Annotated in this window: 26 protein-coding genes and 1 tRNA gene; 23 read left to right on the forward strand and 4 right to left on the reverse strand. The window is 65.5% G+C overall.

The window, feature by feature from the left end; genetic code table 11:
* Positions 1 to 110: 110 nt before the first annotated feature.
* Together IPM18_00090 and IPM18_00095 are read left to right on the forward strand one after the other, a co-directional pair.
* Positions 111 to 494, forward strand: a complete 384-nt coding sequence (locus IPM18_00090; protein MBK9117997.1) for a hypothetical protein — start codon at positions 111 to 113, stop codon at positions 492 to 494.
* Positions 491 to 1,561 carry a PD-(D/E)XK nuclease-like domain-containing protein gene (locus IPM18_00095; protein ID MBK9117998.1) on the forward strand — a complete coding sequence of 357 codons (1,071 nt, stop codon included), beginning with the start codon at positions 491 to 493 and terminating at the stop codon, positions 1,559 to 1,561. Before IPM18_00090 ends, IPM18_00095 begins: the two co-directional genes overlap by 4 nt.
* Positions 1,562 to 2,118: 557 nt before the next feature.
* Here the strand turns inward: IPM18_00095 and IPM18_00100 are convergent.
* The gene (locus IPM18_00100; protein ID MBK9117999.1) at positions 2,119 to 2,802 is read right to left on the reverse strand and encodes a 1-acyl-sn-glycerol-3-phosphate acyltransferase; all 684 of its coding nucleotides are present in this window, start codon (positions 2,800 to 2,802) and stop codon (positions 2,119 to 2,121) included.
* Positions 2,799 to 3,521: a (d)CMP kinase gene (locus IPM18_00105; protein ID MBK9118000.1), complete on the reverse strand. Its 723-nt coding sequence runs from the start codon at positions 3,519 to 3,521 to the stop codon at positions 2,799 to 2,801. The genes IPM18_00100 and IPM18_00105 overlap by 4 nt, the downstream gene beginning before the upstream one ends.
* 129 nt (positions 3,522 to 3,650) lie before the next feature.
* Here IPM18_00105 and IPM18_00110 point away from each other — a divergent pair, with 129 nt between their 5' ends.
* The 16 genes from IPM18_00110 (at position 3,651) to IPM18_00185 (ending at position 19,007) form a co-directional block, all read left to right on the forward strand.
* Positions 3,651 to 3,974: a hypothetical protein gene (locus IPM18_00110; GenBank protein MBK9118001.1), complete on the forward strand. Its 324-nt coding sequence runs from the start codon at positions 3,651 to 3,653 to the stop codon at positions 3,972 to 3,974.
* Between the two features lie 176 nt (positions 3,975 to 4,150).
* Entirely contained in the window at positions 4,151 to 4,945 is a 795-nt protein-coding gene (locus IPM18_00115; GenBank protein MBK9118002.1) for a hypothetical protein, read from the forward strand.
* A gap of 221 nt (positions 4,946 to 5,166) precedes the next feature.
* Entirely contained in the window at positions 5,167 to 9,303 is a 4,137-nt protein-coding gene (locus tag IPM18_00120; protein ID MBK9118003.1) for a hypothetical protein, read from the forward strand.
* A gap of 753 nt (positions 9,304 to 10,056) precedes the next feature.
* Complete coding sequence (locus IPM18_00125) at positions 10,057 to 11,022, forward strand: hypothetical protein (GenBank protein ID MBK9118004.1); 966 nt, start codon at positions 10,057 to 10,059, stop codon at positions 11,020 to 11,022.
* An 84-nt stretch (positions 11,023 to 11,106) separates the two neighbouring features.
* Positions 11,107 to 11,856, forward strand: coding sequence for a hypothetical protein (locus IPM18_00130; protein ID MBK9118005.1), 750 nt, complete (start codon positions 11,107 to 11,109; stop codon positions 11,854 to 11,856).
* Between the two features lie 95 nt (positions 11,857 to 11,951).
* The gene (locus IPM18_00135; protein MBK9118006.1) at positions 11,952 to 12,767 is read left to right on the forward strand and encodes a hypothetical protein; all 816 of its coding nucleotides are present in this window, start codon (positions 11,952 to 11,954) and stop codon (positions 12,765 to 12,767) included.
* A 113-nt stretch (positions 12,768 to 12,880) separates the two neighbouring features.
* Positions 12,881 to 13,267 carry a hypothetical protein gene (locus IPM18_00140; protein ID MBK9118007.1) on the forward strand — a complete coding sequence of 129 codons (387 nt, stop codon included), beginning with the start codon at positions 12,881 to 12,883 and terminating at the stop codon, positions 13,265 to 13,267.
* Between the two features lie 64 nt (positions 13,268 to 13,331).
* Positions 13,332 to 13,553, forward strand: a complete 222-nt coding sequence (locus tag IPM18_00145; GenBank protein MBK9118008.1) for an excisionase family DNA-binding protein — start codon at positions 13,332 to 13,334, stop codon at positions 13,551 to 13,553.
* Between the two features lie 77 nt (positions 13,554 to 13,630).
* Positions 13,631 to 13,945, forward strand: coding sequence for a hypothetical protein (locus IPM18_00150; GenBank protein ID MBK9118009.1), 315 nt, complete (start codon positions 13,631 to 13,633; stop codon positions 13,943 to 13,945).
* The gene (locus IPM18_00155; protein MBK9118010.1) at positions 13,942 to 15,543 is read left to right on the forward strand and encodes a bifunctional DNA primase/polymerase; all 1,602 of its coding nucleotides are present in this window, start codon (positions 13,942 to 13,944) and stop codon (positions 15,541 to 15,543) included. The genes IPM18_00150 and IPM18_00155 overlap by 4 nt, the downstream gene beginning before the upstream one ends.
* 2 nt (positions 15,544 to 15,545) lie before the next feature.
* Positions 15,546 to 15,974: a helix-turn-helix domain-containing protein gene (locus IPM18_00160; protein ID MBK9118011.1), complete on the forward strand. Its 429-nt coding sequence runs from the start codon at positions 15,546 to 15,548 to the stop codon at positions 15,972 to 15,974.
* A gap of 172 nt (positions 15,975 to 16,146) precedes the next feature.
* Positions 16,147 to 16,461, forward strand: a complete 315-nt coding sequence (locus IPM18_00165) for a DUF4258 domain-containing protein (GenBank protein MBK9118012.1) — start codon at positions 16,147 to 16,149, stop codon at positions 16,459 to 16,461.
* Between the two features lie 4 nt (positions 16,462 to 16,465).
* Positions 16,466 to 16,870, forward strand: coding sequence for a helix-turn-helix domain-containing protein (locus tag IPM18_00170; GenBank protein MBK9118013.1), 405 nt, complete (start codon positions 16,466 to 16,468; stop codon positions 16,868 to 16,870).
* Between the two features lie 27 nt (positions 16,871 to 16,897).
* Complete coding sequence (locus tag IPM18_00175; GenBank protein MBK9118014.1) at positions 16,898 to 17,251, forward strand: hypothetical protein; 354 nt, start codon at positions 16,898 to 16,900, stop codon at positions 17,249 to 17,251.
* Positions 17,252 to 17,254: 3 nt separating this feature from the next.
* A complete protein-coding gene (locus IPM18_00180) occupies positions 17,255 to 17,770 on the forward strand; it encodes a hypothetical protein (protein ID MBK9118015.1) in 516 nt (171 codons plus the stop codon).
* A gap of 124 nt (positions 17,771 to 17,894) precedes the next feature.
* Positions 17,895 to 19,007, forward strand: a complete 1,113-nt coding sequence (locus IPM18_00185) for a site-specific integrase (protein MBK9118016.1) — start codon at positions 17,895 to 17,897, stop codon at positions 19,005 to 19,007.
* On the opposite strand, the gene IPM18_00190 is transcribed toward IPM18_00185, so the two are convergent.
* Positions 18,961 to 19,033, reverse strand: a tRNA-Gly gene (locus tag IPM18_00190). The two genes, IPM18_00185 and IPM18_00190, sit on opposite strands and share 47 nt — an antisense overlap.
* A 269-nt stretch (positions 19,034 to 19,302) precedes the next feature.
* Here IPM18_00190 and IPM18_00195 point away from each other — a divergent pair.
* The 5 genes from IPM18_00195 to IPM18_00215 all read left to right on the forward strand — a co-directional run bounded on the left by IPM18_00195 (position 19,303) and on the right by IPM18_00215 (position 24,622).
* Entirely contained in the window at positions 19,303 to 20,079 is a 777-nt protein-coding gene (locus IPM18_00195) for a pyridoxine 5'-phosphate synthase (protein ID MBK9118017.1), read from the forward strand.
* A gap of 79 nt (positions 20,080 to 20,158) precedes the next feature.
* Positions 20,159 to 20,974, forward strand: coding sequence for an acyl-ACP--UDP-N-acetylglucosamine O-acyltransferase (gene lpxA / locus IPM18_00200; GenBank protein MBK9118018.1), 816 nt, complete (start codon positions 20,159 to 20,161; stop codon positions 20,972 to 20,974).
* Between the two features lie 115 nt (positions 20,975 to 21,089).
* A complete protein-coding gene (locus IPM18_00205; GenBank protein MBK9118019.1) occupies positions 21,090 to 22,250 on the forward strand; it encodes a glycerate kinase in 1,161 nt (386 codons plus the stop codon).
* Between the two features lie 6 nt (positions 22,251 to 22,256).
* Positions 22,257 to 23,675, forward strand: a complete 1,419-nt coding sequence (locus tag IPM18_00210) for a hypothetical protein (protein ID MBK9118020.1) — start codon at positions 22,257 to 22,259, stop codon at positions 23,673 to 23,675.
* Positions 23,676 to 23,692: 17 nt separating this feature from the next.
* Positions 23,693 to 24,622, forward strand: a complete 930-nt coding sequence (locus IPM18_00215) for a PhzF family phenazine biosynthesis protein (protein ID MBK9118021.1) — start codon at positions 23,693 to 23,695, stop codon at positions 24,620 to 24,622.
* Here the strand turns inward: IPM18_00215 and IPM18_00220 are convergent.
* Positions 24,614 to 25,381 carry a BtpA/SgcQ family protein gene (locus tag IPM18_00220; protein MBK9118022.1) on the reverse strand — a complete coding sequence of 256 codons (768 nt, stop codon included), beginning with the start codon at positions 25,379 to 25,381 and terminating at the stop codon, positions 24,614 to 24,616. The two genes, IPM18_00215 and IPM18_00220, sit on opposite strands and share 9 nt — an antisense overlap.
* Positions 25,382 to 25,442: the final 61 nt, after the last annotated feature.

A 25,442-nucleotide genomic window follows, 5' to 3' on the forward strand; every position in this document is an offset into this window, starting at 1 on the left:
GTGGACCGCGCGCCGATGGTTGCAGTCTGGTTGCCGCGGTTGCAGGGCTACCGAGTCGCAGCGACTCCTAAAACGCCGTGCATGAGAACCCAGACCGCCTGGAGATTCGCATGCACGAGCAAGCAGTTGAAGATGCACGCATTTCGCTGACCGAGGTCGCTAAAGTCGCGCCCGGGCGGCCCTCGGCCAATTGCGTCTGGCGGTGGTGTCGCCGTGGAGTCCTGGCGCGCAGCGGCGCGCGAATCCGCCTTGAGCACGTCCGCATCGGCGGGAAGATCTTCACCACACGTCGTTGGCTCGACGACTTCGGTCGGCGTTTGGCCGCCGAGGACGCCAAGTACTTCAGCCTCTGCGAAGCCACCAGCGCTGTGGCTCGTTCCTCGGAGCCACCGTCATCGGACTGGACCAGCGCACGCCACAACCGCCTCAACGACAGGCGCCTTGCGGAAATCGAAGCTGCGGAACGCGAGCTTGATGCGAGGGGGGCGCGATGACCACGCCGTCACAACCGCCTCTGATTTCAATTGGTCAAGGCGACTACCGTCGCGATTTCCCAGTTCAGCCCGAAACGCCGGCCACGTCGACGAACGCCGTGATCGAGCTTCGCTTCCTCTCGCGCGAACCCGCTGACGTGTACCACGCCAAGTCCGGCGACTTCCTGACGTCGCACACCCTGACCGACTTCCGCCGCTGCCCACTCATGTACCGCAAGAAGGAACTCGGCCTGGTGCCGGAGCGCGACACGGCGGCGTACCTCATCGGCCGGGCCGCGCACTCCCTGATCCTGGAAGGCCGGCAGCGCTACGACCGCGAGTTCGCCGTCGGTGGCCCGATCAATCCGAAAACGGGCCAGCCCTTCGGTTCGCAGACGAAGGCGTTCGCGGAATGGGCAGCGCGCCAGAGCAGGTCCGTGCTCAGCGACGCGCAGGGGGCGCTGGTCGAGCAGATGGCGGCGGCGGTGCGTGAGCATGGTGTCGCCGCGGCGCTGCTCGCCGACGGCGTTGCCGAGGGTGTTGTGCGGACGCGCTACGGGGAGTTCCCCTGCCAGGCGCGCATCGACTGGATCAACCCGCACACTGAGGTCGGCATCGTCGACCTGAAGACCTGCGACCACCTCGACGAATTCGAGTTGGCCGTCCGTGCCTTCGACTACATCCATCAGGTCGCGTTCTACCGGGCGATCGTCGCGCTCGTCAGTGGCCACGTCCTCCCCGTGCACATCGTCGCCGTCGAGAAGCGCGAGCCGTTCCGCTGCGGCGCGTGGCGCGTGCTGCCGTCGGTACTGGACGAAGGGCTACGTCTTCGCGTTGACCAATTGGCGCGAGGTGCTGCAGGGTTTGGACGCCCTGCGGAACGAGCGCGGCCTGGCCGTCATCCTGATCGCCCACGCCCAGATCGAGAAGTTCGCCAATCCCGAGACCGACACCTACGACCGCTACGCCCCGCGGCTGCAGAAGCTTGCGTCGGCGCTGCTGCAGGAGTGGGCCGACGAGGTCCTGTTCTCCTCGAGCGTCAACGCAGCGGTCGCGGACCGCCGAGCTTCTTTGATCTGGCGCTCTAGCTCCTTGATCTCGCGCTCGAGGCTGAGCTTCAGATCGTCAGCCCAACCGTCTAGCTTCTCCGCTTCGGCCTCGAAGAACCGGGCGTTGCGCTGCGAGATCGCTTGTTGAATCACTTCCTGACGCCGTTGAGTAACCGCGGCGAGGGTCTGCGGCACGGCTGTGGCATCCACGCTGGTGGCGGTGACGTGGCCAGGGAGGGTGAACAGCCGATGCGCGCACTCCTCATCGAGGAGCTCGCCAGAGTCCGACATCGCGGCGACGATCAGATAGTCCTCCGCGTGATCCAGGGATTCCACCGTGAACCGCGATAGCGTCAGCCAGCCCGCCTCACCACGAAATGGCTCCAGCACGCTGATCTTGCCATCGTGCTCGTCGTAGTCGAAGCAGACCTCGGCCGCGCCGAGGTCGCGGCCCATCGCCCGCGCGAGGACGACCTCGGCGAGCGGGTGCGTGACCCGTACATTCACGCTTTGCCGGAATCGGGTACAAGCGTGGCACGAGAAGTCCGCGGCTGTTCGTGCCCGCGAACTTCGTCCGCGGCCGGCGGCATAAACAATTACGCTCGGCCGTGAAGCAGCGGGTGGCCCTGGTAGCGTGTCTGCAGGGTGAGAATGCGCTCCCGGACGATGCGGATGCAGTCCTCATCGGTCCACTCCGGGTGGCGGTGTGGGTACAACGGCTCCCCATAGGCGATAATGACCGGATGGGGGCGGGGCAGCTTCGCCGTCCGCGGCCAGGATTCAAACGCGCCCAGGATCAGGACGGGCACGATCGGCACGGCCGTCTTGCGGGCCACAAGCACGACACCGGGCCGCATCTCGCCAATCGTACCGTCGGTGGTGCGGGTGGCCTCGGGGAAAGTGAGGATCAGGCCGCCGGCCCGCAGGCGGCGAATGAGCTCCTTAATCGCGCGCGTGTCGGCGGTGCCGCGCTTCACCGGGAAAGCGTTGAGATAGTCCATCAGCTTCGCGAGCCAGGCCGTCTTCCACAGCGTATCGCGGGCCATGTACTCGCACTCGCGCGGGATGGCGAGCGTGGCGAGCGGCGGGTCGAGGAAGCTTTGATGATTGCTGACGAGGAGCGCACCGCCGCGCTTCGGGATGTGCTTAACACCGAAGACACGACCGCGGAAAAAGACAAGAAAAAGCAGTTGCACGAGGACCTGGGCCCAGAAATAGCCGGTCCGCCGGCGCTTCCGCTGGCCAGCGGTGAGGATGGCGGTCGGCTCGGTCGTAGTCATGCGTGCGGTCCGCGCGAAGGTGGGGGGTAATCGGCCGAGTCCGTGCGTGTCACCTCGACACCGGCGGCGTGCAGGTGCGCAATCATGCGATCGAGCACGTCCGCGAGCGGCAGATTCGTCGTGTCGATGCAAATGGCGCCGATCGGCACCGCAAGGGGGGCAACCGCGCGCGCCGCATCGGTGCGGTCGCGTTCGTCGAGGTTGGAGAGCACCTGCCGCAGGGTTACCTCTTCGCCATCAGAGGCAAGATCGTGGAGCCGACGCTCCGCACGCTTTTCGAGCGAGGCGTCGAGGAAGAACTTCAGATCGGCATCGGGAAAGGCCGCCGTGCCCTGGTCGCGACCCTCGGTGACAAGCGAGCCCAGCCGGGCGGCGATCTGGCGCTGCCGCTCGATCAGGACGCGGCGGACCCCGGGCGAAGCCGCGATGAAGCGGGTGTGGTCATTGACCCGCATGGAGCGGATCTCCTCGGTGACATCACGTCCGCGGAGCATGACGCGGATGTGAGTCGGGCCGGGATCCAGCGAATACTCGTCACTGGCCGCGAGGGCCGTCAAGCCGGCCTCGTCATGCAGGTCCACACCACTATCGAGTGCGGCCAGCGTGACGACGCGGTACATCGCGCCGGTATCAAGATAGGGAATGCCCAGCCGGGCGGCGAGTTTGCGGGCAGTCGTGCTCTTGCCCGACCCAGCCGGGCCATCAATCGTTATGATCACAGGATACGCATCCGCTCTGGTGGAATCGTCGTGTTCCGTTGCGCGGCGATTATAAACGTGTCCGCGCACTCCGCCTACTGCATTGCCCGCGGGAACCGGACGGCGGGGCGTGACGCGAAGGAGCCGCACATGACCCGAGCCCGCACGATCATGGTCGATCTGGACGGCGTGCTGTGCAGCGAGGAGTCGTTCCACAACCGGCCGCTGGCCGAGCCACTACCCGGAGCCCGAGAAGCGCTGCGGAAGTTGCGCGCGGCCGGGCACACGGTGATCATCTACACGGCGCGCGGCTGGGGTGAGCAGCGGGTGACCGAGCACTGGCTGCGGCAGCACGAATTCGAATACGACGGGTTGCACATGGGGAAGCCGATCGCGGACGTGTGGATCGACGACCGGGCCATCGGCTTTCGCGACTGGGTGCAGGCGCTGGCCGAGCTGGACCAGCGTGGCTGAAGCGGCGCGCGGGGCCGGCCTGAACGGTTGCGAACCCTGACCGCTTGCCACCGGGGCGCGGGGCCGGTGATAATCCCGCGAGCGAGCGCCGCGCGGCATGTCTGGGCGTTCCCCCCGGGGCGGCACCCTCGGGACCGGACCGGTCGGCGGGAATGCTGAGACAGGAGCGACGACGGATGAAGAAGCCGAAAGTGGCCTGTGTCGGTGGCGGGGTGGTGGGAACAGCGATGCGGAAGCTCTGCGGGCCGGAGACGGTCGTGTACGACGTCCGCACCGAGCCGGGCTATACCCGCGACAAAACCCTCGTGAATGCGTGCGACGTGGCCTTCATCAATGTGCCGACCCCAATGGCGCCGGACGGGAGCTGCGATACGTCGATCGTTGAAGAGGTGGTCTCGTGGCTGACCTGCCCGCTGATCATTATCCGTTCGACCGTGGCCCCGGGTACGACAAACCGCCTGGCGGAGACCTACCGCCGTAATCTCGTGTTTCAGCCCGAGTACCTGGGCGAGACTCCGGCACACGTGTTCGGCAACATGGCCGAACGCGAGTTCCTCGTACTCGGCGGCCCCCCCGCGTTGACCTCGCGCGCCGCCGACTTCTACAAGCACTACTACAACTCGTACGTGCAGATCTACTTCTGTGACGCCCTGACGGCGGAGTTGTGCAAGTACATGGAGAACGCGTTCTACGCCGTAAAGGTCACGTTCGTGAACGAGTTCTACGATATCGCACGGGCGCATGGGGTGGACTTCAACATGCTGCGCGAGGTATGGCTGGCGGACACCCGCATCAGTCGCGATCACACCTTCGTGTATCCCGACGCCCGTGGGTTCTCCGGCAAGTGCCTGCCGAAGGACTGCAACGCCATCGTCCACTCCACCCTCCAGCACGGCTACACGCCGAAGTTCATGCAGGCCTGCCTGAAGATCAACGACGAGTTTCTGCGGATAAACGAGCAGCCGGCATAGAACGCCCAACGCAGTGCCCCCGGTCGGATCCCAGGAGATCCTGGAGAGCGCGGTTCCGAACAAGCAAGCGACCGCGCGGCGGCGGGTTTGGGGCGGAAATGGGTACCAGCACCTAGCGCAAGGCACTGGCCACGGCGCACTCCGGACCGCATGATAGCCATGCGCAGGTGCGGTGCGCACCCGTGCGTGTAACTACGATTGGAACTTACCCGGGAGCCGTGATGATGCGATACGTTTGGAGCATGAGCGCCGCACTGCTGCTTGCAGGGCATGCGCTGGCCGGGCCACAGCACTGGGGGTTCGGCTTCGGTTACCTGGTCACCGTCGAGGAGGACGCAACGGGGCTGCGGGCGCTCTGCGTGTACGAACCACCCATGCGGGTCAAGGAAGGCGAGTGGCTGCTGCGGTGGCGCGACACATCGGCGCATTACACGCACGTCGTACCGGGTGGCCTTGCCGTCGGTGATTTCTGGCCGCAGGGCATGGGCGGCAAGGAGTACCTCGTGCTCATCAGCCACACCGCTGACACCGGCTGCAGCATTCAGGTACTCGACCCGCCCGAGGTGTTCAGCACCCGCGCATGGCGCGTGCTCAACACTTGGCCGTCGCAGTTGCGAACGGGGCAGGCGGCCCAGACGGGCTGGCCTGGAAGGACGTCGCCACTGCGGCATCTGGAAGGAAAAGCTGTGGTGGCGAGTGCGGCCGGTGACATCCTCGGGGTCGGTCGCGATCAACTTGTGGTGCTGGCCGTATCGTGGGATCCGACGCCGCATTATTCGCTGGGAGTGTACGTGGCCCCGGAAACCCCAACGAGCGGCGATTGGACGCTGCACGCCGTGCTGGCGGTGGCCAATGTACCGGGTGACCGATCGAAGGTGGTGACGCAGATGGCCGTCGGCGATTTCTGGGGACACGGCCGCGACTTGGTCATGCTGCAAATCGGTGACCAGCGCGTTTATTGCCGGGTGACCGACAGCGGGCATACGAGTGCTGACGACAGTGATATGCCCCAATTCATCATCGCGCATGCGGAAGTTGTGGCCGACGCTCCGGTGGCGGCGGGTATCGCGGAACCGTTGACGGTCGTGGCAAGCGACTTCCTGAAGGACGGCTTCGCGTACTTGGCTGAAGTCGCAACGGAGCGCGCAGCGGAGACGGCGCTGCGGTTCCACGTGGCCCCGCGCATCGCCGAACGCTACAACACCTGCTGGATTCGACCGGATGAGACGTTCGCGGGAGCGCGGCTGGATGGGCAGGTACTGGGCGACAGCCGGCTGGTCATGCGCGGCACGCGCGGCACACCGTACGGTGCCGTCGTGGCAGCCGGGGCGGGACGGCTGTTCGGCTACATCACAACATCGGTGGACGAGCGCAAGGAGAAACTCTGGAAACCTTGGCAGCACCGGGGCTTCGACGACGTCGAGATTGCGTTCGCGAAACGCACACCCGTGCATCGACTGGGCGTGCCGAAGGAGTTCCAGGATGGAGACTGGCCCTGGGAGCCGGATGACCATTACGGCTGGCCGCATCGGGGCGAGACGGTCACGTACGAAATTCACGTCAAGAACAACAGTTCGCGCGTGATCCCGGCCGGCGAAGTCACGCTACGGGCGTGGGTGGACACGCCGCACCGCAACGCGGACACGCGACCGGACGCGCATGCCACACAGAATTTCAGCTTCACGATCAACGAGGCGATTCCGCCGTTCGACCCGGCCAAGCCGGAATACACGGTGGTGCGGATTCCACTGGAATGGCCGTTCGACCTCGTGCAGCCGGAGGGCTGGACCTGGAAGAAGATCAATGTTCGTGAGATCGGCGAGCGCTGGCTGGTCGTGCGGCTGGACTACGCGACGGATCAGAACGAGCGCAACGACCGCTATGACCTGGCGCTGAACAGTCTGCTCTTCCGCCCGGTGTTGCGCTTCGACGTGGACGCGCCACCGCACCCAGCGGAGGATGGGCTGGAGGGCCGTCCGGACCGCAAGATCAACACGCTGGCCTATCGACAGCCGATCGTACTGGGCGATCCGGAGTCGAAGGAGTACTACGGGCGGAAGCTGGCCGATGCGGTGCAGTGCATGTGGGAGCGGTCGCGCACGAGCACTGGCGAGGACGTGTGGCAGCGTGTGGCATTCGACAGCTACCGGCTCTACGACACGCACGGGCGCGAGGGGCTGAAGGGCCTGAACCGCGCGGACGACTGGTCGTGGTACGAGGCCCCGCGCGAGAACGAACACTGGCTGGGCCTGTGGGGTGACTACGAGCGCTTCGACCCGCGTGACGGCGGCGCGGAGTTGCACGAGACGGGCCACCTGGTGCACCGTATCGGCGACCTGTACCACTACTTCATCAATCCGATCAACCTGCGGTCGATCCGCATGGCGGACGGCACGCCGGTGCAGATGAACACGTACGCGTGGGGGCTCGACAGCTTCTGTTCCGGGCACGCCATCATCGGTGAGCCCACGGCGGATCTGCACCGCTACCTGGAGGGTGCCCGCTATGGGCTGGGATTCGCCTGGCATCGCATGCTGCCGGAGCGGATCGCGGTGCGCGTGCTCGACCGCGATGGCCAGCCGGTTGCGGACACACCGATCGCCATGTGGATGTACCCGCAGGGCACCCGGCATCAGGAAGGGCGCACGGCCGCCGACGGCACGTGGGACCCGCAGGTCAACAAGGGTCGCAATGACGTTTTCACACCTTTCAACCTGCCCCAGTACAGCGGGCGCGTGCTGGACGCACTGGCGCACGTGTTCGTGGTCGACTTCCCCGGTTACTCAGAGTTCATGATCTGGGGCGCCGAGGACATTGCTGCACACAGCCGCTACACGCTGATGCACCAGACGATCCTCAACCCCGCGGAGTGGACCTGGGACTTCCACACGCTCTACAAGGCCGGGGCGCCGCAACCGGCGTTTGACATCGTCGCGGCCGTGCAGGGGCGCCAGTTCACGATGCAGATCAGCGGACCCCCGCAGGCCGAGTACCGCATCTACCGGCGCTGGGAACCGACTTACCGCTTCGAGCACATCGCCGACCTGCAGGCGCCGTCCGGCGCGGCGACGGCAAGCTTCATGGATGACATGGGCGCGGCGGACTGGTACATGGCCGGGCGCTACCGCGCGGCGTACTATGTGACGCAGCGCACAGCCACCGGCGAGTCGCTGCCGCGTCGCATCTACGGTATCGCAGTAGAGAATGCCAGCGGCGTGGCGGATGCCGGCAGCGGCAAACTGCTGGTGTCCCTGAACTGTGGCAAGGCCGAGCCATTCGGCGTGCTGTTCGATGGCACAACGCCGGCTGAGGAGTACGTAAAGCACTTCCGCTTCGGGCACACGGCCGCACGGATCGTGCCGTCGCGCCTCGATTCGCAGAAGCTGTATGCCACACTGGTCAACTCGGACACCGGCTGGCAGTCGCGCCTGTTCGACGTCATCCGCTTCGACCAGCCGGACCGGCACCAGTCCCTGTACGCCGTGCTCGACGCGACCGCGGATGTCGATGTCGAATCATTCTCAACGGCCGAGCCGTACACCGTCACGTTGCGGCGGCACGATCCGGAGGAGCGCAATCCGATCTGTCCGGGCGACTGGGCGCGCGCCGGTGATCGGCGTGCCCGTATCCGTGCGGTTGACGGACTGACCCTGACGCTCGACCAGCCGCTGTTCGAGGGGGAGCGCGAGCGCCAGCGGCGCTTCGTCGTGGAATTTGGCGGTGGCACGCCTGGCAGCGACGCGCACCTGCGTGAATTGCGTGCGCCGCGCGGATTGGACCTGCTGCTCGTCGAAGGCGCCGAGTACCCGGCGATCGCCGATACCGGTAACCGGCGCATCGTCGTCTGGGACAGCGGGACGCGCTTCGTGGCTCAATGGGCCCCGGACGACGGCGAGTTCCGCCCCACCGCGATCGCGACCGACCCCCGCGATCCGTCCTGCTGTTTCGTGCTTGACCGGCAGCGGAACGGGCGCAGCCGGCTGTACCACTTGCAGTTCGACGGTACGGCGCTGACAGCCAGCGAGAACTTCCCGATCGAGATCAACGTCAGCGACGCGACCGCCCAGGGCGAAATGGGGCTGGCGGCGGCCGTGGACACTACCGGGCGGCCACTGTTCGCGATCACGGACGCCACGCGCGGGCTAGTTCTGGAAGTCGTGGTACACGATCCTCGGCAGCGTGGTGTAGACGGAACAGCCGAGCAATTTGAGGTGGTGAATACTTACAGCGCTGCGATCGGCGCATTTGTCGGGCCGGAGAAGCTGACAAGACCGTCGGACGTGGCATACAGCACCGTCAATGGCGAACTTCGGTTGTTCGCTGTGGATGGGCAGAACCGAGTCGTCCGATTGCGGTAGCGGCCGGCCTGGCGCGTGCAACCGGCACTTGTCCGATCACTTGATGGTCGAGGGCAGTAGGTAGCTGGAATTTGTAGACAAAAGTGACCGATCCGACTGGCACCAGCACGTGGTGCGGACAGGCCACCTCCACGTACCAGCGCCGAAGTGGCTGCGAGCTGTGCTGGCTGAGAGTCGGTTGGCTTGGCCTGCGTGGGTTGGCAAGGGCTGTTCTTAGGACGCGCACGAATCTTGCAGGGCGCTTAATCGACGTGTCAACAGCGGGAAAACCAGCGCACGAACGGGATCATCGGACCGGCAAACCGGCAACATTCAGCGCAACGCGGCGGCGCCAGCGTAGCGCTGGTATATCCAACCGGTGGGAATCCGTGCATATCCGTTGGGTATTCCTGATGAACCCGTCCGGTTTGACGGTTCGCGCGGAGCGGTTGCAGTTTCTGCGAATGGCAACACTTGCGCACCGCTGGGTATCGGTGGGGAAAAGCGGGCGACCGGGTTCGAACCGGCAACATTCAGCTTGGAAGGGCGACAGCAAGTAATACAAGCCGTTGATTCACAAGAGCTTACAGCCGGCTCCGCGCCAGTTTATGCGCCAGTTTGTCGGGCGGACGCCGAACCGGGCGCCGAACAGGGCTCGGGCGGGCAGGTGGACGCCGAGCTTGTGGAAGTGCTCGACGCATGGCCGGGACTGCCCGAGCCGTTACGGCGCGCGGTGCTCGCGCTCGTGCGAAGCGTGTTGATGGGTGGTGGGGCATGAGCGAGCGGTGGCGTATTGCAGTGCATGAAGCGGGGCATGCGGTGGCGGCGTATCGGCTGGGCGCCTGGCCTGGTTTGGTGGCAATCACCGGACCTTCCACCGGCTTAGCAGTATCGGCGATGGACGGGCCGGGCTGGGCCGTGGCCGTGGTAGCGGCTGCTGGTCCAGCCGCTGAGCGCTTTGCCGCTGAGTATGCCGCGCCGCGGCGGGAACCGCTGCCCGCTGCCCGGACTGCTGATGTTGCGACCCGGCAGGTGGCGATGGTGAGGGCCGCTTTCCCGCCCGAATCTTTGGTGGACGACGGTGCCACGATCGGCGCGTGGGCAGCGGCGGCCCGGGACGGGGCGGGCCGGCTGTCGCGGCTGTGTGCTGTGCATGCTGCGGCGCGGCTGCTGGTGATGCTGCATGCTGCTCAGGTGCTCGCGGTTGCCCGTGCTGTTTTCGCGCGTGGCGTGGTGGCTGGGGCCGAGCTTGAACGACTCTTAACTGTGCCCGTAGCGGGCAGAAAGGATGCTGCAATGGGAATGTTGGAGGCGCTGAGGCGCCGTGCTGCTGTGCGACGTGGTGGGCTGGGCGAGCTCGCGGACCGGATCATTTCGGGTGAGGACGTGCCGGTTGACCTGGTAGAGCGCGAGCTTGCACGGCTGGGCGAAACGGTGGATGCGCTCGAGGCGGTGATTGCCGAACGGACGCGGACGGCTGAAGTGGCGAAGTTGGAGGCCGAACTCGCTGAATTGACTTCAAAACGAACCTCACTTCGCGCGCAAATTGATGCAGCGGATGCTGAGCTTCAAGCGGCCCGGGTGCGGCACGCAAGTATTGTTGGGCCGCTGCTCAATGAGGAAGGCGATTGCGATGCACACTGCTCGCGCGTTCGCCACGAGTTAGGCGCCGCCCGCCGGGCGCTCGAGCCGCTCCCGGCCGGCGTGCCGTGGTACCGGGCCTGGGTGAAAGGTAGTTGAAGGCGACGGGTCCTCCCTAAACAAGTTTTCTTCCTGATACCCGGCGGAACAATCGCAAATATAGACTGACATAAGTTGTGACAAATGAAAGACTTACAAGAACTTCTCGCGCGGCTGCTCGGCGAAACTGATGCCATTTGGCTCCCGCTTCGTTCGTGGCGGCGGCCGGTGCCGGGCAACACCTATGAAGCTAGGGTGGCGTTCCGTCGCTCCGGCGGAATTTCGTGGGCGTCGGGCGGGCGGAGCGAGCGCGCCCGGAAGGCGGCGCAACGGCTGCTGGAGGAACTCGCGGCCGCGGGCTCAATCATCGTGACGCGGAGCCGACAGGTGCGGACCGATCTGGTGCTGCTCGCACCGGACGCTGAAGCTGACACCCGGCAACTTTGCGGGCTGCCCGGCATGTACTCGGGCTGGCTGTCGGCGAGGGAAGTGGCCCGGCACAGCAAGCGGCCGGGCGAAGCCGCGCTGATGACCGACGTGTGGATTGATGAAGTGCAGTTGAGCGGTTCGCCCGACAAACGAGAACGCATGCTGACGGAAGAACTGCTGCTGCCCGCGCTCGCAGCGGGCTACGTTGACGCACGGGCTGACGCGCGCGGGCTCGTGTACTACGCGGTGACGCGGGCCGGCTGGGCGTGGCTCAACGCGGGCGCCGCGCCGCCGGACGATGAAGATGGGCCGTGCGACGAGGATGCACGGCAGACATACCACGCAGCGCTACGGGCTGCCCTGAGCCGACTGTCTACGGCGGCGCCAGCCGTGCCCGGCGAACTTGGCTATCTGCCGCTGCCCGCGGGCGGTGGACCGCTGGAAATGTGGTGCGAACCAAGTTAGATTTCAACGGGCAGCGGCGACGGCCGCGGGCGCCACCCTCCCGGGCGCCCTGCCCGCTTTCAATCACCAGCGGGAGGCGCGCGGGAGGCGCGGCAATGTACAACCCACTCATAACCTGGAGCCCTGACCAGTCTGCCCGACTGCTGGAACGGTTTGAGGCCGATGCAGCCGAAATTGACAACGGCGGTCCGGATGCGCTGCCGCTAGCAATTTGTTATTGGCTCGGATTCCCGGAATTTCGGGAGTATCTTGGGCCGTGGCGCGATGATACGGCGGCACTGTACGCGCTGCTGCACGTACATGAACGAGCCGTGACAGCGCTCATCATCGCGGCCGAAGAAATTGACCTCGACGGCGGTGCATTTCACGTGGCGGGCCGAGTGGCTGTGCGCGTCTTCGGTGGCGAAGATTGGCGCGACTGGCGCCGTAGCGCACGATTCGATACGTGGCCGGACTGCCTGGGCACCGCGCGCGCGAATTTAGACCCTCACGAGCGGGCCGCAATCGACAAAGCCGAGCACACACTCGGCCGGTTGAACGCGCGGTTGCAGATTCGAGATATGCGCGCCGCGAGTCTGCGCGACGAACTCCAACTTTCCCATGAGTGCAAGCTCCGCGACGCCTGGAACATGCTTTCAGACTTTCAGCGCGCTGTAATGCGTGCGGCGCTTGCACGCAAGGCGTTTAATGCGGAATCGCGCCAGACGCGGACCGAGCTCTACCGCGAAGCTTACGGGCGGAGGCCGAGAGGCCTGACCAGCGCAGAGCGCAACGACTTTGCAGATTTAGCGCTCAGGGGGCTAATGGAATCGCGACGCGGGGGAGGGGGCGGATGCTGGCTCTCCTACAGTGGTCGCGAGCTGGTGGAGCGCACCGAGGCGCCCTGCCGTGACGTGATGAAAGGTCACTAAAAGGTCAGACTATCAATGGCCTTTTAGTGGCCTATTCTTCTGGCGTTTTCATGCGAAACTTCAGGTGAACGGCGAGCGATTGTGCTCGACCCAAACATCTGGAGATTCGCACGATGAACACCAAGGTACCTATCGCTACTTCGCCTGCCCTGCCTGTTGGCGCCGCACGGGTGCCGGAAAGTATTGAGCTCACCCTCAACGCCGGCGGACTCATTTTCAGACGCACGCTCACTCTGAAAAGTGGAGCGACGTGGGCCGACGTGCGTGCGCTCATTCTCGCGGCCGAAAACTACGACCTCCTTAGCTGGGGCTGCGGCATCGACCTCTTCAATCCGACGATCATGGGCGGTGCACTCTACTTGTACGATGAGAACCGCCGCGAGTTTGTCATCGCGGAGTACGGGCCACCCGAGCTGGACACCATGGAGATTGAACCGATTGAACTTGAGGGCGCGACTGCCTTCTACGAAGACGACACCACCGAAGAGCTCGAAGTGTAGCGCTAGCAATCTAACCGGGCGCCGCTCGCATCAACGTGCGGCGCCCACCTCTGGAGAACAAACAATGATTGATTCAAGTATCAGCGTTCCCAAACCCGCTCCCGTGCCCGCGCTGCTTGACGTGGCCGGCGTGGCCGCCCTCCTTGGTTGCAGCAAACCGCATGTGCGCCGGCTGGCAGATGCCCGGCGCATGCCGGCGCCGCTCCGTGTGGGCGCGCTCGTGCGCTGGCGGGCGGGCGACATTCAAGAATGGATTGCGGCCGGCTGCCCGCGGGTGTCCCGGTGAGCCGGGCACTGTCGGGGCACCAACGCGGCTTGTTGCTGCTGCTAGTGCGCGAGGCCAATCGCGGAGGCGACCTGAACATGCAACCCTATTTCGGCTGGGTCCGCTGGCGCGGCCTCATTCGCGGCACGCGAACAAACAGGACTGCGGCCAGCCGCTGCCTTCGCCGGCTGGAAGAGCGCGGGCTCATTCTGCGGCACAGCAAAATGGGCGACGGCGAAAAGCTGGGCTACCACTTCAGGAAAGATAGGGACTGGCCGGGCCCGCGCGAAGCGGGCTTCGCTACAACCCATGTTGAAGTGCTTCCGCTCAGTTTTGAGCTCGCTGAGAAACTGTCAACATCAACAATTAAGTTGAAGGTTGACACTTTGTCCGAAGGCGGGCAGCAACCGTGACCCTGCTGGAAACAGCCGTCCGCGACGGTCACGCGCGCGGTTGGAGCTTCACCCCGTTGCGTGGCAAAGTACCTACCTTGCAAGGTTGGCAATCACGGCCGCGCGAATCGCTGGCCCAAGCTCTTGCTTGGGCTGCGGCCGGCAATGTTGGGCTCCGGTGCGGCGCTGCGTCAGGCGGGCTCGTGGTTATCGACGCTGACCCGGGCGCGGATGTTTCCGCGCTCGGGCTGCCCCGCACGGTGACGGTGCTCACCGGCCGGCCGGGTGGCATGCACTTCTACTACAAGAGCGATTCGGCAATCAGAAACTCGGCTGGGAAGTTGGGCGAGTGCATCGACGTGCGCGGCGAGGGCGGGCAGGTTGTCTTTCCGGGCAGTGTGCATCCCGACACTGGCGTTATCTATCGCTGGGCGCCCGGGCGCGCGCCATGGGAGATTGGCGTTGCTGATCTGCCTGAGAACATTGTTGCGAAGTTGCTTAGCGAGCGGACCGGCGCGACCGCGGCCGATCCCATTCCGGCCGGGCGCCGGAATACCGAGCTTACCAGTGTCGCGGGCCGGCTGCGCCGCGCCGGCCTGGACGGGCCGGCCCTGCGGGCCGCGCTGGACGTTGAAAATGAACGCTGCATTCCACCGCTCAACGCCGGCGAGCTCGACACCATTGCACAATCTGTTTCTCGGTACCCAGCCGGCGCGCCGGCTCCGGCAGAAGTGACTTCAGTGGCGGTGCACTTCAATGATGCTCTCGACCTGCTGCTCAACGCAGCCGAAACCGGGCGGCCGGTGGTGCGGACTCTGGCAACAGGTTGCGAACTGCTCGACGAAGCAGGCGGGCTCGCGTGCGGCGAATATTTGGGCCTGGTGGGCTCCCCGGGCGTCGGCAAAAGCATTATGGCCGACCTGCTCACCCTAGGCGCCTTGCGGGCGGACCCGGACGCAACGGCGCTAACAATCGCGCTAGAAACAGCCGTCCCCGTGCGCATGGCGCGCGTGGTGGCCGGTGCAGCCGTGAACTTTGACAACGCCGGGAGGGTGACGCGATGCGTGCCCCTTGGCGCGCTTCTGCGCGGCGAGTTAACAGACGGCGCCCGCGCTCGGACCCATGACACGGCGCGGCGGCTGCATGACGAAGTTGGCTCCCGCTGGACCTTCAGGATGAACTTGGCCAGCGGGTCGGCAATCGCCGACGCAGTACGGACAGCACGGCCGACGGTGCTGGTGGTCGATCACGTTGGCCTGCTGGAACTGGGCGACGCCGACGCAACAACCGGACTTGACGCCGCGCTCGGGCAAATTGTGGCCGCACTCCGGGAAAACGGGACGGCCGCGGTGCTGGTGCACGAGCTAAACAAACATTCCCTGACGAACGGGACGAGCATAGCTGCGCCGCGCGGCTCGGCCCGATTCGCGAGCTTGGCGGGTGCGCTGCTGGCCGTGGTCCGCGACGAGGACGACGACGGGACCGACCCGCTCATCGTGCTGCGATTGTTGAAGTGTCGGCATGGCCGGCCTGGAGTTGAGCAATCTGCTCGACTGCTCGGCGGACTGGGTCATATGCAGCTGCTACCCGGTGTGCGGCCGATCGGAAAGAGTGGCTGACCTTGCGTGAGACTGCAGCCGAGATTGAGGCGCGCTATCTGGGCATGGCACCAGCGGGCAAGGCATCATCGAAGAAGGTGAAGCCGGGCAGGACCGGGCCGAAGCGGCGCAGCCGCAAGGTGAAGTGCTGGACGCTGGCGAAGGTCTGGGCAACGTGTCCGAGTGCAGTAGCAGTTTGGCTGGCGCTGCGGGAAATTGCGGCTGAAAAGAGCTCACGGGTGCTTACGCCAACACGTGAAATGATTGCCGTGCGAACCGGAATTGAACGCCGGCCAACGATCTCGCGTGCACTGACCACACTTGAAAACGCCGGCTGGATTGCACGGGCGCACGTTCCGGTCACTGTGGGCACCCGCCGGGCCGCTACCCTGCTCCGAATCGTACTTTGCCGTAGAGAACGCTCAACGTTCCTTACGGCCGCGGCGCCGTAGAGAACGCTGAGCGTTCCAAGGGTAGAGAACGCTGAGCGTTCCAAGACTTCTTCTTAAGAAGAAGGGCGCTCCCGCTCGCCCGAAGGGGAGCGCGCATGAGCTGGCCGAATTGAAGAACCTCTCGCGCGGGCGCGCGGGAGAAGAAAACGGAACTTGACGAGTGCATATCATCATGTACACTACATGCATGGACCGCAATGCGAGCCGGGCACTGCTGACGATTCGGGCGGGCGTGGGCGCCGGCCGCTTCCTGGTGCTGACGCACTTCCGCGAGCGGCTCGCGGAACGCGGCCTGGTCTGGCCGGACGTGCTCGCGGTGCTGGACGAACCGGCCGACGTGCACGACGGCGGCGCGGACGACTTCGGGCGGGCGAAGTGGCTCGTATCGGGGACCGCGGCTGACGGGCTCCCGCTCGAATTCGTGTGCGTGCTCGATACGGACCCGCGCGGCAAGGTGACGGTATTCGTGACGATCTACACAAGGTGACGGCATGGCGAAGCATCGAAACAATGGAGCTCCCGCGGACGGGCCGGATTTCCCGTTCGTGCTCAAGTTGCCGGACGGGCGGACGGTGGCGGTGGAACTGCCCGGGGCCTGGGTGCAGCGCGACCGCGACGGCTCGCCGGCACTGACGCCGGAAGCGGTGGCCTACCTGGACCGCGTGCAAGTGGCGTTTCAATCCGTGCACGCTCGGCCGATGACACCGGCCTATCTGCTCACGCTGCGCCGCACGTTCGGGCTGACGCAAAAGGAATTCGGCGAATTCGTGGGCGTGGACAAACTGACGGTGAGCCGGTGGGAGCGTGGCCAAGTGAAGCCGGGCCGGGCCGCGCTGGTGGCGCTGGAGAAAGCTCGCAAGACGGCATTGCGTCGCGGCGTGGCCGTGGGCGCGTGAGGGTGAATCATGGCGAGGAAGCGCAAAATGACAGAATTCGACGAGGCGGCTCGTAGAGGACTCTGGATTCTCGTGGAGCGCGGTGCACCACTGCACTGCGAGGTTAAGGACCTAGACGGCATTGTGCGAAGAGTAGTACCACTCACCAAGACCCACACGGACGCGATGAGGCTTATCGCTTACTTCCAACCGAGTCCCAACCCTCCTGTACGTCCGAGGAAGGTTGGAGTTTTGCAGGGAGAGACCCTCGACTCGTTGCTTGCTCTTGCTGAGAGGGCGGATTGCCAATTTGCAGCAGTCGTTGACATGTGGAAGGCGGACGGATCGCCGAGTTTTGGGCCTTCGCGGATCATTGGCGAGTGGATGGAAGAGGAGGAGTAAGTCGTGGCGCGACTGTGGAAACCCACGACCTACAAGCCGGTACCAGCGGGCGCCGAACTCGTAAAACGCCGCGGCTCGACGGTGGCCGAATGGACGGACTCACGCGGGCGTAAGCGGCGCGCACCGGTGCACGAGACTCGCAAGGGTGGGCGGCGGCTCGTGATTGAATCCCGAATATGGTGGGGCGAGTATCGCGGCGCCGACGGGCTCCCGGTGAAGCTCTCGACGGGGTGCCGGGACGAAACCGCCGCACGCGGCGTGCTGGCCGACGCGGAGCGGAAAGTGGAGCTCGTGCGGGGCAAGGTGCTTACGGCCGCGGAGCTTCGCACGGCCGCGCATGGTGCAACCGAACTCACGGCGCACGTTCGGGACTACCTGAACGTGCTCCGGGTGCGTGAATCGCGCCACGGGGTACCCAGCTTCCGCGGCGCATGTTCGCAACCGGCGCGACATTCTCAAACGCTCGGCGGCGGCGACCGGGTGGCGCACTCTGGCGCACCTGGATCGGGACGAACTTGAGAAATACCTTGGCGGGCTCGTGGCTCCGGCAGACGGCTCGCGTGCCCTGTCGGCAGGAACTCGGAACTCTTACGCTGTGGCCTGGTGTGCTTTCGCGGGCTGGTGTGTTGAAACCGGGCGGCTCATGGCGAACCCGTTCGCAAGAATGGCCAAAGCGGCGACGAGTCGCGAGCGGACACGCCGGGCACTCACAGCCGATGAACTCGTCCGGCTCGTGGACGCGGCTCGACGGCGCCCCGTGGCGGAACTCGGGCGGCCGACGGTGCGACTCCCGAAGCGCGACGGCGCGACAACGCGGCGCGGCTGCTGGACGCGGGCGGAACTCACGCCGGACAACCTGGGCGAGTGTGAAGCGCGGGCCTATGCACTGCGAGATGAAGCTGAAGGCGACAAGCGGACGCGACTGGCCGAGCGTATCGCCGAAGCGGAGCGCGAGGGCCGACGGCGGGCGCTGCTGTGGAAGTGCTTCGCACTGACGGGGCTCCGTCGTGGTGAACTCGCATCGCTGACGGTGGCGGATGCGAAGCTCGACGGACCGGCGCCGGTGCTGGTGCTCCGGGCCGAGAATGAGAAATCACGCCGGGGGGCCGAAATCCCGCTCCGGGGCGATTTGGCGGCGGACCTAGCTCAACACTTGGCCGAGCGGCTCCGCGTGCAACAGGCGCAAGCGAAGGCCGCTTCCCGGCCGCTTCCCGCACGGCTGGACGGCGCCGAAGCGCTGCTCGAAGTGCCGGGCGATCTGTTGCGGATGCTGGAACGCGACGCGGCCGCGGCTGGGCTGGCGAAGCATGATGCAGAGCGTGGCGCGGTTTGTGTGCACGGATTCAGGCACACTCTCGCAACGCTGCTCGCGGTGGCGGGAATCCCGCTTACAACGCGGCGACTGCTCATGCGGCACGCGGCCGCGGGACTCACGGACGGGGATTACATGGACACGGCGTTGATTGATACTCGCGGGGCTCTCGACGTGCTCCCGGCACTCCCGCTCGACGGTGACACGCGCGAACGGCACCGGGCAACGGGCACGACGGACGCCGCGCCAGTTTGTGCGCCAGTTTGTCGAAATCCTGATCTGTTGGGGTTATGTTTGGGTACTGCTGGTAATTCGGGGCGACCGAGCATTTTTCCGCGGGCTGCCGTAAGCGGCGACGATGGCAACACTTGCGCACCGCTGGGTATCGGTGGGGAAAAGCGGGCGACCGGGTTCGAACCGGCAACATTCAGCTTGGAAGGCTGATACTCTGCCAATTGAGCTACGCCCGCGGCAATCATCGTATTCTAGCCCACTCCAATGGCCACCCGCAACCGCGGCGAGGGACGCACGCGTGCAACCGCTGTGGCCAGCGATGGCACCTGCCACCCTGCGATGGCCCCCCCCCTCGGGCGCCCCGCCGTGCATCACGTCCGGCCGCCTTGGTTAGGCGGCACCAGGCCGCGGCGGTTGCCGAAGCCGGCCGGCGCCGGCGCCCCCCCCACTGTTGAACCCCGCGGGGTCGTGGTAGCATGCCGCCACTTTCAGGAGGCACTGCAGCATGAACCTGCTGGGCGTCAACATTGACCACGTGGCCACCGTCCGGCAAGCGCGCGGCGGTGCGGACCCCGATCCCGTGTGGGCCGCCGTGGAAGCAGAACTGGGCGGGGCCGACGGCATCACCTTCCATCTGCGTGAGGACCGGCGGCACATCCAGGATCGTGACGCGGAACTCCTGCGGCGCACGGTACGCGCGAAGCTCAACATGGAAATGGCGATCGATCCCGCCATCGTCAAGATCGCGTTGGCGCTCAAGCCTGACCAGTGCACACTTGTGCCGGAGCGCCGCGAAGAACTCACGACCGAGGGTGGGCTCGACGTCGCCGGCCTGCGGAAACGCATCACCGGCGTGGTGGAGCAGTTGAGTGCGGCCGGGATCCTGGTCAGTGCGTTCATCGAGCCGGAACCGGAGCAGGTGCATGCGGCGTTGGAATGCGGCTGCGATGCGGTTGAACTGTGGACAGGCGGTTTCGCCAATTCTACGGACAGCGCAGCACAGCTGGAGGCCATGGAACGCCTAGCCGACGCGGCCGTGCTCTGCCACGAGCAGGAACTGGTCGTTCATGCCGGACACGGCCTCAATTACCGCAACACCATGCTGCTCGCGACTCTGGGCCTGTTTGCGGAGTTCAACATCGGCCATAGCATCGTGTCACGCGCCGTACTGGTCGGCATGCGTGCGGCGGTGCGGGAGATGAAGGACCTGCTGTCGAATGCCCGCCTCGAAACGCTCAGTGCGGCGGCGATGCGCCAGAACCTCGGCGAGAACGAGCAATAGCACCGGCAACCACCGCCCAGCCACGGGGGCTTGGGCGGTCACCCCTAACCGCAGGCCTTGTCCAACGGACGAGTCACCCATGCCCATCCATCCCACCGCCATCGTTGCAGGGACATCCGAAGTCGATCCATCCGCGGACATCGGCGCTTATGCCGTCGTCGAAGCCCACAGCCGAATCGGCGCAAATACGCGACTCTATCCGCACGCATATGTTTCGGCCTACACCACACTCGGGGCGCGCTGCGAGGTGCACCCTTTCGCCGTGGTTGGACACCTGCCTCAGGACCTGAAGTTCAAGAACGAACCCAGCTATTGCGAGGTCGGAGCGGACACCGTGGTGCGCGAACACGCCACGATTCATCGCGGCACGATGCCCGAGAGCCGCACGGTCGTCGGCGAACACTGCTTCCTCATGAGTGGTGCTCACATCGGCCACAACTGCACCGTCGGCAACCACGTCATCATGGCCAACACCGCCCTGCTCGCCGGGCACGTCGAGGTGGGTGATCGTGCGTTCCTCAGTGGCAGCGTGCTGGTACACCAGTTCTGCCGTATTGGTGAGATGGTGATGATGGGCGGAGGCAGCGCGATTACACGGGATGTCCCCCCTTTCATGCTCGTCTATCCGCCTGCCATGGTGCTGGGGCCAAACGTCGTGGGCCTCCGGCGCCAGGGCTTGTCGCCCGAGGAGCGGCAGGAGATCCGCCTGTGCCACCGCCTGCTCTATCGCAGCGGGCTGCCCATGAATCGCGCGGTCGCACAGATTGAGAAGCTTGTTCACACGGACGTGGGGCGGAGGTTTCTCGCCTTCCTGCAGGCGCCGAACAAACGGGGATTCACTCCGGGATTGCGCCGTCGCCACGCGATAATCGCTGCCCACGAACACACGGACTGAGGCCACCGACCGTCGCATTACCGCCAGGGCGGACGACACGCGCGGTCTTCACCATTCCGTTCTCACATTTCGATTGTCCGCGTGCAACTTTCCCCTTTGCAGGGAATAATCCGATATGCGTTTCCTGATTGCACCAGACAAGTTTCGCGATGCGATTTCGGCCACTGACGCCGCCACGGCCCTCGCAGCCGGTATCCAGCAGGCACTGCCCGCCGCCAAGTACGACATCTGCCCTCTGGCGGATGGCGGCGAAGGTACCGGTCCCCTGCTCGCAGCCGCGTGGCATGCCGGCGAGCAGTCGGCCGAAGTTCACGATGCTCGCTACCGGTTACGGCCGGCGAGGTGGTGGTACGAGGCCGGTGGAAGGCGGGCGATCGTCGAAATGGCACAGGCCTCCGGCCTTGAACAGATTCCGGAGTCGGATCGCAACCCGGAGGAGACCTCCAGCTTCGGAACGGGTGAATTGTTGCGGGCGGCCATGGCGGCCGGGGCTGAAGAAATCTGGCTGGCGGTCGGCGGTTCGGCCACGGTAGACGGCGGGGCCGGTTGTCTGCAAGCACTGGGGTGGGATCTTTGTGATGAGGATGGATTGCGGCTGCCGGCTCCGGTGACGGGCGGCATGTTGCGACAGGTGAAGTCAATCGCACCGCCACGCGCCGTAAACTGGCCGCGGATCATCGTGCTGGCCGACGTGCGCAATGCCATGCTTGGACCGCAGGGAGCGGCAGCGGTCTTCGGACCGCAGAAAGGCGCGACACCGACGCAGGTAGCGCGTCTGACGGAGGGTTTGGAACACTGGGCGGACCTAATTCGGCGGGCCACCGAGCGAGAACCGAATGACGCCTTCTCCGGCGCTGCGGGGGGAATCGCCGGCGGCCTGCGGGCGGCCCTGCAGGCGGAATGCCGAGCCGGATTCGACGCGATTGCGGACGCCGTGAACCTGGATCGTCGCCTGCTGGATTGCGATCTCTGCCTGACGGGTGAAGGCCGCCTCGATCCACAGTCGTTTACCGGCAAGGTGCTTGCGGGCGTCGCAATCCGCGCGTTGCGGCAGCGGCGTGAAGTCGTGGCATTCGTCGGCACACTGCAGGGTCTGACCGCTACCGCCGCCACCGAACGACTCGGACTCGCGGAGGCAGTCGTCATCACATCACCGAACACTCCATTGCCCGCGGCCGTCGCCGCAACCCGTGAGAATCTCACGCGCTGCGCTGCCGAATGGGCAAGCCGGAACGCACGGCGGCTTGCAGACCGAACCCTGACTTCGGCGGAGTAAAGCAACATGCGGCCAGTACGGAGCGCCCGGTGGCGAACTGCGATCGCGGTGCTGGCCTTCGGTGGACTTGCTGAGGCCAACGTATCCCAACCGCACAGTACCGTCCATCACGTGCCCTGCGAGCGTGGGAGAGACAACGGGTTGGAAGCGGATTACCAACAGCCCCGCTGGGAGTTTCGTAGCACGGAAGACATCGAGTGGGTGCGGGCTCTGGGAAGCACGGGGGCGGTACTCATGGCGGATTCATCCGGTGTGGTCCGACTCATCGACCTTGACGACGGTCGGTCGCATCCGGAGCGCACCGTGCGGACGCGCCCCGGAGTCTTGCCTGCGGAGCCGCCATTCGTCCCGCGGTCGCAGCGTGTGAGCACGGACAGGGTGGTCGTATTTGACCGCTACCGGATCTACGGCCTTGCGATCGGCTTGGCATCCAATCCAAAGAACTGGCAATACGGCTCGGCCCCCGCTGCCGGGACCATCTATCCGGGGGATCCGGATGAACTGGACGGCTGGCTTGCGGTGTGCGCGACACAGGACGGGGTGTTTGCCGTCAGCCGCGGTGGCGTGTTGCACGTCCTCGCGCCAGATACTGGTGAACTGCACCATCATCGCACCCTCGCAACGGATATAGCTTCTGCCGGCTGGCACCTTTCTGGCGATTCGTTGGTGGTCGTGTGGCGGCACGCCGGCCGTGATTGCGCGAGTTTCCTGCGTCACGGAACAGACGGTCTCACCATCGAGACGGTGGAACTGGCGGCCGGACCACTCGCCAGCATGCTGGTGGCAGATGTGCTATTCGTACTGCATTCGGATGGCAGCATCAGACGTTATCGCGCAGACTCGGCAAGCCCCGTGGCTTCAGAGGCGAGTGGCTTCGACGTGCTGGAGCCACGGCGATTTCTGCTGTTCACGGGGACTGGGACGGCAAGTAATCGCGCGCTGCCCCTGATCATCACCACAACAAGCAACACGTTGCAGCAGCGCGGGTTGTGCGATGCAGCGCATCATACCGTCGCCCCCCTGCCCTGGTCTGAGACTGCCATCCTCCCCATACTACGCCCGGCCGGAGACCAAGTGCTGGCCACCACTGCAGGGATGGCGGCGCTCTGGGATCCGGCGACAGGATGCTTCCACGCAGAACTGAGTTGTCCGGAAAATTGGGAATTACTGACAGCCGCCTCAATCGGCCCGGCACCGCAGGTCCTGGTTGCGGTAGCGGCGACCTCGCCGCCCGTGGAGCGGTGGCCGTATGTACTGGTCAGCGCGGCGTCAGCTCATGCAGATGCACTCCCGCCCATGTGGCTGGCAGGGTGCGTCAACGTACGGAGCTTCCACTTCTTCGATGAATGGCTGCTGGCAGTGGAGCCGCGGCGCATCTCCGCGTATAAACTCGCCCACCACGATTCACCTTGTACTACGCCGTGACTCCGGAGACCGGCCGTATGCCTGAGACCTTGCCTTTTCTGCTCGTCGATGCGTTTGCCGAACAACCTTACCGCGGCAATCCCGCCGGCGTGGTGTTCGACGCCGATGGGCTCACGCCGGAACAAATGCAGCATATCGCGCGCGAAATTCGTGCCAGCGAGACGGCGTTCCTCGGACGTCCGCCCGGTCCCGACCAGTCGATTCCGCTGCGCTGGTTCACCCCAAGCTGCGAGGTGGACTTCTGCGGGCACGCTACGCTCGCCGCGGCGCACGGTGTCTACGAAGCTGGCGTACGCCCAGGCACGAAGCGGTCCTCCGGCAACGAAGTCACTTTCTCCACGCGCGCCGGAGCACTGTCTTTGCATTCTGAACTGTTGCCACCACCCTACGATCTGCCTGTCTGGTGGCTCGACATGCCCACACCCAGTCTCGTGCCGGACCACACGAATCCGATTCGCACGTGCGAATTGCTCGGGCTCGCCGTCGACGACCTCGACGATGGCATGCCGCCGATGAGAACGCGCGACCAGGATCTGATTCTGTTCGTGCGCGATTGGCAGACACTGATCGAGATGACGCCGCGCTTCCATGAACTGGCGGCTTGGTCTGAGCGGAACGGTCTGCGGGGCTACTGCGTCGCCACAACCGCCACGGTTTCGAGTTTCATCCAGGTGCACTCGCGCTTCTTCGCCCCCGCCGTCGGCATTGATGAAGACCCCGTGACCGGCAGCGTGAGCGGACCGCTGGCGGTCTACCTCGTGGTGAACCACCGCGTACCCCTTGTGGACGGCAAGGCCGGGCTGACGTGCGCCCAAGGGCGGCCGGGCGATCGTTCGGGCCTGGTCCGGGCCCTGGTCCGGCAGACCTCGGCGGGCTACGGCGTTCAGATCGCCGGGCAGTGCTTCACGACGCTCAGTGGTGAAGTGCGTGTGCCGCCCTCAGCGTGAGTCAACGGCACGCACGGCCGCAACCAGGGCGCGGACACGCGCCGGATCTACCGGCCGGGTCACGTCGCCCCCTTCCTTCAGCCAGGTCCCAACGATAAAGCCATCTGCCGTGGGTGCCAGCTCCATTACGGTCTCGGCCGTCACACCACTGCCGACGAGCACGGGCGCCGCGCCCGCCGCCACGTAAACCGCTCGAAGATGCTCACGATCCGCCGGTCGGCCGGTGCCGCCCCCGGTGACGATCACGGCGTCGGCCCCGCCGCGCTCAAGCAGGTCGGCCACCTCCTCGGCCACGGCGCGCGGCGCCCCGAGCGGCGCCGAGTGCTTCACATCCACATCCGCCAGGATGCGTACGCCCTCGACACCAAGTTCCCGTCGCTGGCGCAACAGGGCGTGGGCCTGACCCTGGATCAAGCCCTGATCGGTCACGCGCGCGCCACAGAGAATGTTGACACGGATCAACTCCGCACCCACCGCAGCAGCGATGCCAAGCGCACTCCGGGCATCATTGCGAAGCACATTGATCCCGAGTGGCAAGGCATGTGCCCGGCGCACTTCGAGCGCGACGGTGGTCATCTGGGCAACGACGGCGGCTGGCACTCTACCGGGGTAGAACGGTGTGTCGCCGTAATTCTCAAGCAGCAGACCATCGATCCCCTGCTCCACCAGCATGGCGGCATCGCGTTGCACGCGCGCTAGGATCTCCGCGAGCGTGAGGCGATTGTGCGGTGCGCCGGGCAGCGCAGGTAAGTGCAACATGCCGAGAATCGGGCGACGATCCGCCCAGATCGGTAGCAGAGGTGACTTGGAACCCTGTGGC

This window comes from Phycisphaerales bacterium (genome assembly GCA_016716475.1).
In the GTDB taxonomy this organism is placed as follows: Bacteria; Planctomycetota; Phycisphaerae; order UBA1845; family Fen-1342; genus JADJWG01.